This window comes from Bacillus sp. CGMCC 1.16607 (assembly GCF_042683745.1).
Classification (GTDB): domain Bacteria; phylum Bacillota; class Bacilli; order Bacillales; family Cytobacillaceae; genus Pseudoneobacillus.
In genome coordinates this window covers 95,242-108,496 of the sequence record NZ_JBHUJX010000008.1, presented here as the reverse complement: position 1 = coordinate 108,496, position 13,255 = coordinate 95,242, and the positions used below count along the sequence as shown (strand labels likewise).

Sequence of the window (13,255 nt, the reverse complement as noted above, 5' to 3'; positions counted from 1 at the left end):
ATAAACCGACAAAAATCGATTTTAACATACGAAAGGGTCCATTACCATGAACAGACCCTACTCATTCTACCTCTTATATTTGATTTTATAAATATCATGTCGCCGATCTTTTAGATGTCTGACCGTACCATTTTGTCTTTGACGCCGTAATATTTCTAAATCTACATCCCCGATAAGGACCATTTCAATATTTGGATTTGTTTCACCAACGATCCCATCACGGGCATATTCAAAATCAGACGGGGCAAATATTCCTGACTGCGCATATTGAACATCCATATTCTCAGCTTGTGGAAGATTTCCAACCGTTCCAGAGATAACAGTATAAACTTGATTTTCCACTGCACGTGCTTGTGCACAATAGCGTACACGTAAATAACCTTGGCGATCCTCTGTACAAAATGGGGTGAAAATGATATTAGCCCCCATATCTGTAGCAATTCGAGCAAGCTCCGGAAACTCAATATCATAACAAATCTGAATTGCGATTTTCCCGCAATCTGTATCAAATACCTTTACCTCATCGCCAGGACTAATCCCCCACCATCTTCTTTCATTAGGTGTAATATGAAGCTTGTATTGCTTTTCAATCGTTCCATCTCTTCGAAATAAATAAGCAATATTATACACTTCATCATCATCTTCTTTCACAAGATGGGAGCCCCCAATAATATTTACGTTGTAGCGAACGGCTAGATCAGTAAAAAGCTCGATATACTGCTCAGTATACTCAGCTACCTTGCGGACAGCCTTACTCGGTATTTTTTCATCAAGAAAAGACATGAGCTGAGTTGTAAAAATTTCTGGGAAAACGGCAAAATCAGATTCCGCATCTGAAGCGACATCTGTAAAATATTCTACTTGATTGGCGAAGTCTTCAAATGAATGAATTTGCCTCATCATATATTGAACAACACAAATTCGAACCGGATAACTCGTTTGATAGAAACGTTTCGATTTCGGGAGAAAATCTACATTATTCCATTCCATTAAGGTTGCATATTTTTGCGATTGGACATCATCAGGTAAATAGTTTTGATTAATTCGCATCAAAGTAAATCCATTCAATAACTGAAAAGAAAGGACAGGATCATAAATTTTATGTAGACTAACCTCATGAACATATTCTCTCGGTGTCATTTCTTCTGCATATTTATGATAGTTTGGAATCCTGCCACCTATGATAATACTTTTAATATTTAATTGTCTTGCAAGGTCTTTTCTTGCTTCATATAAGCGTTGACCAATTTTCATTCGGCGGAAATCGGGGTGAACCATGACCTCAATCCCATATAGATTATACCCATCCGGATTATGATTGGTTATATAGCCATTATCCGTCACGTCATCCCATGAATGTCTTGCATCGTACTCATCAAAATTTATGATTAAGCTTGAGCAAGACCCAATTATTTTCCCATCGAATTCAGCGACAAATTGCCCATCCTGAAATATCGCCAAATGGCTTTCTAAATGTTCCCGTTTCCACGGAACCATCCCAGGAAAACAAACCTCTTGAAGCTTAATGATCTCGTCAATATCTTTATATGCGGTATTCCGAATAACCATCTTTTTTTCAAATTTGGATAAATCAAGTTCTTTCATAAAAACAACCCCTTATAAAAGGTACTCAGATGATTATATTATTTTCTCCTAAAATATATTCTTTCACTCTTCTTGATATCTTGAATTTGTGATATTTCACATTATCCATTAAGATAGATTTGAGGAATTAGTTAGAATGAAAAAGGAGTTTATTATGGACGAAAAAAAGAAGGAATCATTATTATTTACTGCTTGGGCAGCTTCGGTTATTGCGATGTTCGGAAGCCTTTATTTTTCGGAAATTCGTCAGTATGAACCTTGTGTCCTCTGTTGGTATCAACGAATCCTTATGTATCCTTTAGTCGTATTACTAGGGATCGCTGTCATTAAAAAGGATTACAAAATTTCACTCTATTCCATGGTATTTTCTGCAATTGGTGGAGGAATCTCACTCTACCACTACTTATTACAGAAAGTAGACTTTTTTGCTGAAAGTGCTCCTACATGTGGTAGAGTTCCTTGTACAGGAGAGTACATTAATTGGTTCGGTTTCGTAACGATACCGTTTTTAGCACTAACCGCTTTTATTATTATTTTCATTTGTAGCTTCATTATTTGGAAAAAGAAAGGAACAGCCGTATGAAAAAAGTAATTATTTTTCTAGTCATTATCATTGCCCTTTTTGCAGGTATGGGAATATTAAATTATGTTCAAAACAAAGAAAAGCTTGGAGACAATAATCCGTATAAAACTAAAGACTTACATCAGGAAACGATTGACCAACTAGATGATCCAAATTATCAAAACATTATTCTTCCAGATGAGCTTGAATCAAAGCTTGAAAATAACGAAGATGTAACCGTTTATTTCTTTGCTTCTAATTGCCCGCATTGTAAAAGAACGACACCCGTTCTCATGCCTTTAGCAGATGATATGAATATTGATGTTGAACAATATAATTTATTGGAATTCCCAAATGGCTGGGAGCAATATGGGATTGAAGGAACTCCAACTCTCGTTCATTTTAAAAATGGGAAAGAAGTAGCTAGAATTGATGGAGAGAGAGAGAAAGCAGTATTTAAACAATGGTTTGAACAAAATGTAAAAAAATAACGCCTGCAGCAGCAGGCGTTTTCAAATGAGCATTTCATTGTCGGCTTTTGAATAAACACTCAAATTTTCAGCTTTCAAGTTTTTCGAACATGTAAAATTTTCATATCGAAACGGGAAAGATAATCCAAGTTCGTTTAAAGTGTCTACATTTTTATTAAATAATAAATCATATTTCGGATCTAAATGATTACCTTCTAAAATATGGCATAAAGTTTGTAAACTTGTAATCGCCTGGTAAGCATCTTTGAGCGTTCCAACATCTTCAAAAGTTCGATCAGATGTAGATAATACTTGTAGTCGCTTGAAATCCAAAATTTCTTCGTCTGAAAAATAAAGTGGAAATACTACTGTGTAAAAATGCCGAATTAGCTCTTTAATTTTTTCTTCCTGCTCGGGAGTCGATGCATAAACAACCTTCAATTAAAAAACCACCCTTTAAACCTCTGAACTGAGAATGATATATCATAAGAATACCATAACTTTAAGAGGTTAGAGCGTGGTAATTTAAGGCACAAAACTGGGGGAATCTGGCCCTTTTTTAACATCTTTAACAATAAGGAGATCAAATATGATTCAAACTAAACGGCAAGGCCAATGGCAGGTATTTATCGTGCCTGGAGAATGGTCAGGGAAAACGATTGAGCAATTATTTAAGGATATTTGGGGTACACCAAAAAAACTAACCCATCAATTTCGAATGGAGAAAAGAGTAAAGCTTAATCATTCTCCTGCCGAATGGACTCTTCCATTGAAATTGGGAGACCGATTATCCGTTAATTTTTTTGAAAATCTTGAAGACGAAGTCGTTCCAAACTATATGGAGATTGAAGTTCTATATGAAGATGATCACCTCTTGGTTGTTAATAAGCCTGCTGGTATGGATACACATGCAAACGATTCAGTTCAAACGAATGCATTATTAAATGGTGTTGCCTTTTATCTCCAGTCCAATGGTCAATCCACTTGGGTGAGACATATTCACCGTCTTGACCGAGATACGTCGGGAGCTATTCTATTTGCTAAGCATCCGTTAGTCGGGGCTGTATTGGATCGAATGCTAGAACAAAGATTAATTAAACGAACCTATTTGGCTTTGGTACAAGGAATTGTCAAAACTAAAAAAGGCACAATACAAGCTCCTATTGGTCGTGATCGACATCATGCTACAAGAAGACGCGTTTCACCAACTGGACAAGAAGCAATTACACGTTATCAATTATTAGAAAGATTTCATTCTACGAAAACCTCTCTTGTCAAATGTTGGCTAGAGACGGGAAGGACACATCAAATTCGCGTTCACTTTAGCCATATTGGATACCCTTTACTAGGGGATACTCTTTATGGTGGTGAGAACTCCGTAGCTAGACAAGCACTGCATGCAGCTAAGCTAGAGTTTGTTCATCCCTTTACTAATGAGAGAATTATTTGTTTTGCCTCGTTTCATGATAACCCACCCATATTTCCTGAATTAGATTATGAAGGAATTTGACCTAGACACCCCAAAAGCTCCTGTGCTTTTGGGTCATTTTTTTATACATAACATTTAATGAACTCACAATACTAATAATAACAATATATTATTACGTAAAACTATTGCTTTTACACCAAATAACGAATATTATAGTAAACGTGTTAGTTAATGTTCGTGTTTACGGAGGGATTCTTAGTGTTCAAGCTTCGAGAAAATAATACAAATATGAAAACTGAAATTTTAGCAGGGATTACAACCTTTTTAACAATGGTATACATAGTCGTTGTTAATCCAATCATCCTAGCAGATGCTGGCGTACCTTTTAACCAAGTATTCACAGCAACCATTATTGCGACAGTTGTTGGGACACTTTGGATGGGGATTTTCGCTAATTATCCCATTGCGATCGCTCCAGGGATGGGTTTGAATGCCTATTTTGCATATTCTGTAGTCGGAACTCATGGAAATATTTCTTATACAACTGCGTTTGCTGCTGTCTTTATTGCGGGAATCATCTTCATCATCTTATCATTAACACCTTTTCGCAAAAATTTAATTGAAGCCATACCAGATAATTTAAAGCATGGTATTACCGCTGGAATCGGTTTATTTATCGCTTTTATCGGACTTCGCTTAACAGGAATTATCCAAGCACATCCAACCAATTTAGTTGCCTTAGGTAACCTACATGAACCTAGTGCCATCTTAGCATTAGTTGGACTTGCTATAACATTAGTGTTAATGGTTTTACGGGTAAATGGTGCCTTATTTTTTGGAATGATTATTACAGGAGTTATCGCTTTTTTCACTGGTCAACTATCATTTGATCAAGGATTTGTCTCCCTTCCTTCACTACCAGAAGGTTGGATCGTATTAAATCCGATTACAGCGATTTCAGAAGTCGTTGAACATAGTTTATATGCTGTTGTTTTCTCTTTTTTACTCGTAACGATTTTTGATACAACAGGTACGATGATCGGTGTAGCTCAGCAAGCTGGTTTAATGAAAGGAAATACAATGCCACGTGCTCGTGAAGCTTTATTATCTGACTCGATTGGAACAACGATCGGTGCTATGTTTGGTACAAGCCCAACATCTGCTTATATCGAATCATCGAGTGGTGTAGCTGCTGGAGGAAGAACAGGTCTTACATCAGTTACAGTTGGTATTCTATTTATTGTAGCGGCTTTTTTTGGCCCACTAGTTAGCGCTGTTTCAGGAATATCTGCTATTACAGCTCCAGCATTAATTATTGTGGGAAGTTTAATGATGGGGAGTATTTCCCATATTAAATGGGATCAATTAGATGAAGCATTTCCTGCTTTCTTAATCATTTTAAGCATGCCACTTACATCAAGTATTGCAACGGGTATTGCTTTAGGATTCATTTCCTATCCGCTATTAAAAGTTGTAAAAGGTGAATGGAGAAAGGTTCACCCCTTACTCTATGTTTTCGCAGTATTGTTTTTCTACCAATTAGCGTTTTTACCGCATTGATAATAACGTGTGCAAGAGTGTCCAGTATAGTGGGCACTCTTTTTTTGACTATGTTAACATTTCGTAAATTCCTTAATAAATTTCTTAAATTTCCCTAAAAGATATATCCTTTTTCCCCCTCAGGTGGTAGTATTTACTATTGTTGAATTAGTTCATATATACTACGAATGGAGGATTTACAAATGTCATGGTTTACAAAATGGTCTTTTAAAAACAAAGCAGCCATTACGATTATGTCCATCCTAATCCTTGTCATGGGGGTTATAAGCTACTTTACGTTACCAATGGAATTTCTACCATCAGCCGATAATCCGCAAGTAACGGTCATCGTTATGGGTCAAGGAACAGACTCTAAAACGATGGAGAATCAAGTAACTTTACCACTAGAGGAATCCGTTGCTGGTGTTAAAGGGAAGAAAAACATTTTCTCTTCGACCGGAGATGGTTTTTCTAAGATTGATCTTTTTTACGAATCAGGAATTAGTATGAAAGAAGCAAAGCAAGAGGTTCAGGAAGCTATTGGATCAGTACAACTACCGCAAAACGTTTCAAAGCCAATTATCGTTCAGCTGAACACTTCAATGATTCCTATTTCCCAAATTGCAGTGACATTTGAGGAAGGGCTCACCCCTGATAATTTAGATTTTGCAAAGCGTAAAATTGTACCTTATTTCAAAGATATTAAGGGTGTTGCAAATGTCCAATCATTTGGAACAGCTAATTCCTATCTCTCTGTGAAGCTTGACAATGCTAAAATGGCAGTAAAGCAAGTTTCATTCCAAAATGTAATGACATTATTACAAGGTAAAAATGTGGCAATGGCTGTTGGTGAAAAAACAATTGACGGGCAGTCAAGCAATATTAAAGTTATTGGAACAATCGATACCCTTGAAAAGGTTAAAAATCTTCAAGTTGCACCGAATGTAGCAATAAAGGATATCGCCACTATCGATGTCAAGAAGCCTGAAGGTATGTTAAATCGAATCAACGGCTCAGATGGATTATATTTGATCGTCCAAAAAGAAAGCCATTCTAATGCCGTAACAATTAGTAAAAAAATTAAAGAAGCTGCTAAGGAATTAACTAAGAAATACGACAATACAAACGTAAACGTCGTTATTTCTACAGCTGATATGGTTGAAACTTCAGTTAAAGCAATGATGAAGGAAGTTTTATTAGGTGCCTTATTTGCAACGATCGTCATTATGCTATTTTTGCGAAATATAAAATCTACTTTCATTACAATCATATCGATCCCGTTATCATTAGCGTTTACCTTATTCCTATTGTCACGTTCTGGAGTAACGCTGAATATTTTAACACTTGGTGGAGTGGCCGTAGCAGTTGGTCGTTTAGTCGATGATAGTATTGTCGTTATCGAGAATATTTTCCGTAAAATGCAAAAGGAATCCTTTTCCATTGGAATGGTAATCGGAGCAACGAAGGAAGTTGGCTCTGCTATTACTGCCTCCACTCTAACAACAGTGGCTGTATTCTTACCGATTGGTCTAGTCAGTGGTAGTTTACAAGACTTCCTTCTACCATTTGCCCTAACAGTTACGTATTCCTTATTAACATCATTAATTGTGGCTTTAACAGTTGTACCTTTAATGAGTGCTGGGTTATTAAAAAATACAAAGCTACCAAAGCATGTAACTCCTAAAAAGTTTACTAAATTACTAACTTGGTCATTAAACCATAAAGCAATTGTATTAGGCTTGGCGTTTATTGTTTTTGTAGGCTCAATTGCTACATATTTCATCATGCCAAAAGGTGCTGTCGATAGTTCATCTTCAGATTATGTCCAAATTACTTTAGACTATCCAAATAATACACCTGTTGATAAAGTGAAATCAGAATCGTTAAAACTAGAAAAGTATGTCCTTGAACAGAAAGAAGTAAAAGAAGTTGTTACACAGGTTGGAAATAGTGCAGATAATGCACAGTTTGGAAATATTGGATCGCCAACAAGTGGTGCAGTATTAGCGATTTTAAAAGATAAAAAAGATACAAATGATTTCATCAAGAAATTAGAAAAACAAGAAACCGATTTCCCTGATGCTTCTTTTAGTGTTAGTGGTGCATCTCTAATGGGTGCTGGATTACCTCAGATTACAATTGATGTTTTAGGTGATGATCTGAAATTAATTGAAGAGACAGCGAACAATATTAAAGATGAAATTAATGGTATTAAGGGAATTGAAACTGTAGAAACGAATCAAGATGAGAAAAAGACCGTTTATTCTCTTGTTGTTGATCCGGCGAAGGCTCAAGCAGACCAAGTTGCTCAACAAGTTTCTGTTATGCTTAATCAAATTCCGCTTGGTACAGTAGAACTAGATAATCAAGAGACAAAAGTTCTTTTAGAACCAATGGTAGATCCTAAATCACCAAGGGATTTAGAAAATATTCATGTTATGACGCCTGCTGGAATGGTACCTGTTTCAAACGTAGCAAGTCTTCAAGCGGAAGAACGACCAACAAACCAATTCCATAAAGATGGTGACCCTTATATTCGCGTTATTGCTACTGTTGATTCGAAGAAACTTTCCGAGGTTTCAAAAGAAGTTAACTTAGCCATATTCGGAAATAAGCAAGCAGACAAAAAAGGAATGGAACTCTCTGATGATGTAGAAGTATTAATCGGCGGTGCAAGTGCCCAACAATCCAGTGATTTCACTGATTTGTTTATGACAATGCTCATTTCTGTTGGAATTGTCTTCTTAATCATGGTTGTAACCTTTAAAACGATTCGTGCACCAATTGCTATCCTTTTCTCTTTACCATTGGCAGCGATCGGAGCTATATTAGGTTTACTAGTGAGTAGAATTCCAGTAGATATTACTTCTTTATTAGGCGCCTTAATGTTAATCGGTGTGGTTGTAACCAATGCAATCGTTTTACTAGATAGAGTGAAACAAAACGAAGAAAAAATGATTATTCGTGACGCTCTAGTTGAAGCTGCTGCAACACGTATGCGTCCAATTATTATGACTGCTGTAGCAACCATTTGTGCGATGCTTCCACTTCTTTTCAAAAAAGCTGAAACAGGAAGTCTAGTCTCACAAAACCTTGCAGTTGTTGTCATCGGTGGTTTAAGCGTAGCAACATTACTGACTCTCATCGTCATTCCAGTAGTATACGAACTACTACATTTTAAAAAAGCAAAAAAACAAAGACAAAAGAAATCACCATCCTCAGAAATTAGTATTTAATTATCATTAGATTAAAAGCCAGCCCCTAAAATTATTATCTAGGGTGAAATATTTATAATCAAACTATTAAAAAGGTATTACATATTAAGATGTAGTACCTTTTTTATTGTAGTTATACATACATATTAATGGTATTATATATAATATTATAATCAAACTATAGGTATAGGAGGATATATATGAGATATGTTCAGGTATCTTCAAAAACATATAGGGATAATACAGGCAGGAGCATAGATTTTCCTACTCTTCTAGTTGAGTATAATGGAGAGACAATGCTTTTTGAACAATTACACAGATATCAAATAAGGAATCGTAGTAAAAGCAGAACTTGGCATAAGAAGTTAGTACAAGCTGTTGGACTATTGCTTGATTATATGGAAGCTAATCAGAAATATTATACTTCTCCAAAAGAATTCTTTGATACATTTACAGAGTCTGTTTATTCAGGAACAATAAATGAAGAAGGTATAGACCCTTCGGGACTTTATTGGTTACCTAAAAGAATTGAAACAGCGAATATGCTTTTATCTGCTTTAAACGGGTTATCAGATTGGTTATATGAAGAATATGGTGCTGTTCAATTAAACCCTTGGAGAAAAGCCACAAGATATGAAGAACGACTTAACTGGATGGCACAGATAAACAAAAGTCAGAACTCATTTCTAGGGCATTTAAATGATGTTCATGAAATCTCTGAAACTGCAAAATTAGCTCGTAATGCTGTTAGAAGAAGAAAACCATACTCATCAAAAGGAGATACAAAAGCCTTCCCCGAAAATAAAATACATGATCTCCTATGGGAAGGGTTTAAGAATACAAGAAAGAACGTTGAATTAGACCTTGTTGACCGTTATAACTGGCGTGATATTGCCATTACTATACTGATGCATGGCGGTGGACTTAGGCATAGTGAAGTATTTCATTTATGGGTACAGGACATCTTCCCTGACCATGAAGATCCAAATCTTGCTGTGGTACGAATCTATCATCCAAGTGAAGGAAAAGCCCCGCAGGATTTCAAGAACCCTACTACTGGTAAATATATAACAGACAGAGAAAGCTATCTTCTGTTAAAATATGGTTTGCTTCCACGCAATATGTATTCCGCACAGGACAAACGATTTGCAGGGTGGAAAGAGCCAAGACTTGATAACGATGAAGATAAATACATGCATGTTTACTGGTTGTCAAAGGAATGGGGATACATCTTTATGTATGTATGGAAAATGTATATGGCAAAAAGGTTAAGAGATGGCATTAAGGATACTCACCCATTTGCCTTTGTCTCACATTCGCCTAAAACACTAGGAGAAATGATGCCACTTAGGACTCAGAGGGAGTCTCACGAAAAAGCGGTTGAAAAGATTGGTTTGACAGTCGGAAAGAAAGATGGCACTACTCCACACGGACATAGACACGCATATGGTCAAAGACTTAAAAATGCCAATATACCTGACCGCATCAAACAAATTGCCATGCACCACAAATCTATCGAGTCTCAGAAAGTATACACAGAGCCAACAGTTGCAGATGTTACAGCTTCACTAAATAATGCCACTGCATCTTTGGATAATGGTTGTGTACTTCCAATGCAGACTGAGATTGATGCATGGATGAATGAAGAAACTAAACAGCAGAACAGATACAGATATAGGAGAAAATAAATGGGAAGAAAAAGTTATGATAATTTTTTTAAGTATAAGATGATTGAAGAACTTTGCAACGGCAAATCAGCAAGGGATATTGAGCGAGAATATGGTATTCAACATACTACTGTTATGAAATGGCTCCGAGATTTCATTAAAAACGGAGCTTTTGGTGATAATGTATTATCGCCAAAAGAAAATCTGAGGCTTGAACAGTTAAAGGAAAAAGCAAAGAAAAGAGAACTTGAGTTAAGGCAACATGGAACAACTAGGAGTGAAAACCTCGAATGGCTTTTAGAATATGATTCTGATTTACAGGAATGGAATGGATATGCCACGGAATGGCTAAAAACGGTTGTAAGAGGAAAAGCCGCAACACTTGCATCTCTATCAAACTTCTTTAAAAAATATGTTATTCCCTATAACATCACTAGGTCTGTGCAGGAGTTCATTTCAATAGAATATGATACCCCAGATTTTTACGAGATTATTTATGCAGAAAGTGGCTCACAATCCCATGCTTTAGCTGAAGCAAAAAAGATTGTTGAATTTGTTGACTGGATTATTGCGGAGAAGTTTTCGGTTGAAAATGATTTAGGAAAGAAGTTTACTCCGGCAGAATTTGAAAATCCTCTAACAAAATACTTACCAGACTCTGTAAAATCATCGCAACGTAATGAATCAGACAAGAATGTCCTGCCTTATAGATACATTAAAGACCTTCGTAATATACTCTGCTCTCCAAATGCAACCTGCTTTAAAGACTTGAAATTTGCACAAATTGCAGGAGATTCAAGTAGAGCAGGTGGTGATTGGTTCATTGTTGATGAGTCTGTTATTGATAAGAATGACCCTGACTGTGTTTTCAGAGTCAGAAAAACTTCCCAATATGTACGAAAAGTAAAAGGACTTTCTGAAGAAGTATATGAAATGTGGTTTCCGGGGACTACTGTGGTGCTTTTGACAAAGCTCCTTCTTCCTTTAAGAACTTATCAAGTGCGTATGCTTGATAGTGGTGAAAGGGATACATATAAGTATGTGCAGTCTATGCGAAATTTGGCTGGAGAGTGGATTAAGAATGATTCACATTTAAGTCAGGGTACAGAAAGAAATCCTGTTGAAAGAGGTGTTCTTCGTAAATTCAAAGACAAAACAACGCAGCTTGAAATGACAGGTTTTTTTATCAACACGAATAAAACAGCAGACATCAACAAAGAGGAATCGGATAAAGGCTATGACATTCCTTGGCAGTACGAAGAAGCACAATACTGGCTTGCAAAACTTAGGGATTGGCAGATGAAGTACAATCCTATTTCTCAACCTGCAAAATGGACAGAACTGACAGGAAAACACTTAGGAAATATAAAAGATGTGAAGATTTTAAAACAAATGGGGGAAATCACATTTCTTTTCAGAGATCCTACTTCAATAGGACAGGAACACTTGCCAATAGGAAAAAAAGGAATTGATTCTTTTTGGTATAAGACACTAAAACAGCTTGAGGTTCAGCTTAAAGAAAATACATCATCCGAAGAAGAAAGAACATTAAAATTTGTGCGTCCAGACTATGACCAAACGACGACTTATTATCCCCTTCATTCACTCAGAGTATCACTTATAACTGCCTATGCTCTTGAAGGTGGAGTTCCAATGCCTATTCTTTCAAAGGCTCTCGCAGGTCACGCAAGACTCATTATGACTCTTTATTATACAAAAGCAGGTATTTCATATGTTACAGATACAATGAATCAGGCTGAAAAGAGCATTCTTGAAAATGATAAAGAAGCTTTTGATAGATTTATTAGAGATGCAAAGTATGAACAGTTAGAAACAAGTGTAGCTGCCAATGACCCAATAGCTTATCAGGCAGTAATCAACGCTCAAAAATCAGGTGCAAGTATTATTATAAGTGATAAAGGAATTTGTCCTAAAGGCTGTTTTGGATGCGATTCAGGTGGCACATATGTTAATGATGATACGGATAAAATCACTTATGGTGTTGTTCCGGGTTTTCCAGAGCAGAACTGTGTCAGATGTAGATGGTTCGTAACTAGTCCTGCTTTTCTTCCGGGCTTAGTGCATCATTTTAATACCATAGGCTACAATATGGGCGAAACAGGAAAACGAGTGATTAAATATCAGCATGATATAGAACTTTTAGAAAATGAAAAATATGAATGTGAACTTAATGGAACCATATTTACAAAACATCATGAATTGCTTAAATATGAGCAATTATATGCACAGGAGATACAGAAGAATGATAAGCTAGCAAATGATTATAATGCCACTCTTCGTCTCATTGATAGGTGCATGAAGTTAATCAAAGAAACATCTTCTGATGATGGATTTCAGCTTGTTACCGTAGGTTCTATATCGGATGTTGGAATTTCTATTAATAACATTGAACATGAACTTGAACAGCTTCAAATCATCTGTAATGGGGCGGAACTGTTTCCTGAAACAGATGCAAGCAAGGTAGTTCTTCAAAGGTCTCAAATCATAGATTTAACATTAAAAGATAACAATAAAATGCCCGTTATGTTCTCATTAACAGAAGAAGAACAGCTCATTGCAGGAAATCAATTCATGAGGCTTTTGATTAATCGTGCAGGTAGTTTAAAGTATGCTATTCCTTATGCAATCGGGCGTAAGAAACTTGAAGAAATCGGGTTTGAGAATGAGTTTGTTGATGAACTTAAATCTGTGACTTTAAACAGTAATTTATTACCAATATAGATAGTTCTACTATTGATTAGGAATAA

At 36.1% G+C, this 13,255-nt stretch carries 9 protein-coding genes; 7 read left to right on the top strand and 2 right to left on the bottom strand.

Annotated features, from left to right (window positions below):
* Window positions 1-66: 66 nt before the first annotated feature.
* On the bottom strand, window positions 67-1,605 hold the full coding sequence (locus ACFSO7_RS03300) for a GNAT family N-acetyltransferase (protein WP_377875284.1): 1,539 nt from the start codon (window positions 1,603-1,605) through the stop codon (window positions 67-69).
* A 154-nt stretch (window positions 1,606-1,759) separates the two neighbouring features.
* Between ACFSO7_RS03300 and ACFSO7_RS03295 the strand changes: the two genes are divergently transcribed.
* Both ACFSO7_RS03295 and ACFSO7_RS03290 read left to right on the top strand, forming a co-directional pair.
* Window positions 1,760-2,188 carry a disulfide oxidoreductase gene (locus tag ACFSO7_RS03295; protein WP_377875282.1) on the top strand — a complete coding sequence of 143 codons (429 nt, stop codon included), beginning with the start codon at window positions 1,760-1,762 and terminating at the stop codon, window positions 2,186-2,188.
* The gene (locus tag ACFSO7_RS03290) at window positions 2,185-2,658 is read left to right on the top strand and encodes a thioredoxin family protein (RefSeq protein ID WP_377875280.1); all 474 of its coding nucleotides are present in this window, start codon (window positions 2,185-2,187) and stop codon (window positions 2,656-2,658) included. The genes ACFSO7_RS03295 and ACFSO7_RS03290 overlap by 4 nt, the downstream gene beginning before the upstream one ends.
* 21 nt (window positions 2,659-2,679) lie before the next feature.
* Here the strand turns inward: ACFSO7_RS03290 and ACFSO7_RS03285 are convergent, their stop codons facing one another.
* A complete protein-coding gene (locus ACFSO7_RS03285) occupies window positions 2,680-3,078 on the bottom strand; it encodes a YhcU family protein (RefSeq protein ID WP_377875278.1) in 399 nt (132 codons plus the stop codon).
* A gap of 148 nt (window positions 3,079-3,226) precedes the next feature.
* Here ACFSO7_RS03285 and ACFSO7_RS03280 point away from each other — a divergent pair, with 148 nt between their 5' ends.
* The 5 genes from ACFSO7_RS03280 (at window position 3,227) to gmtZ (ending at window position 13,229) form a co-directional block, all read left to right on the top strand.
* The gene (locus ACFSO7_RS03280; RefSeq protein WP_377875277.1) at window positions 3,227-4,147 is read left to right on the top strand and encodes an RluA family pseudouridine synthase; all 921 of its coding nucleotides are present in this window, start codon (window positions 3,227-3,229) and stop codon (window positions 4,145-4,147) included.
* 207 nt (window positions 4,148-4,354) lie between these two features.
* Window positions 4,355-5,626: an NCS2 family permease gene (locus ACFSO7_RS03275; protein WP_483861707.1), complete on the top strand. Its 1,272-nt coding sequence runs from the start codon at window positions 4,355-4,357 to the stop codon at window positions 5,624-5,626.
* Window positions 5,627-5,808: 182 nt separating this feature from the next.
* Entirely contained in the window at window positions 5,809-8,841 is a 3,033-nt protein-coding gene (locus ACFSO7_RS03270; protein WP_377875273.1) for an efflux RND transporter permease subunit, read from the top strand.
* A 179-nt stretch (window positions 8,842-9,020) separates the two neighbouring features.
* Window positions 9,021-10,508 (top strand): gamma-mobile-trio recombinase GmtY, encoded by a 1,488-nt coding sequence (gmtY, locus tag ACFSO7_RS03265; RefSeq protein WP_377875272.1) that lies wholly within the window; start codon window positions 9,021-9,023, stop codon window positions 10,506-10,508.
* Complete coding sequence (gene gmtZ, locus ACFSO7_RS03260) at window positions 10,509-13,229, top strand: gamma-mobile-trio integrase GmtZ (protein WP_377875270.1); 2,721 nt, start codon at window positions 10,509-10,511, stop codon at window positions 13,227-13,229.
* Window positions 13,230-13,255 lie beyond the last annotated feature (26 nt).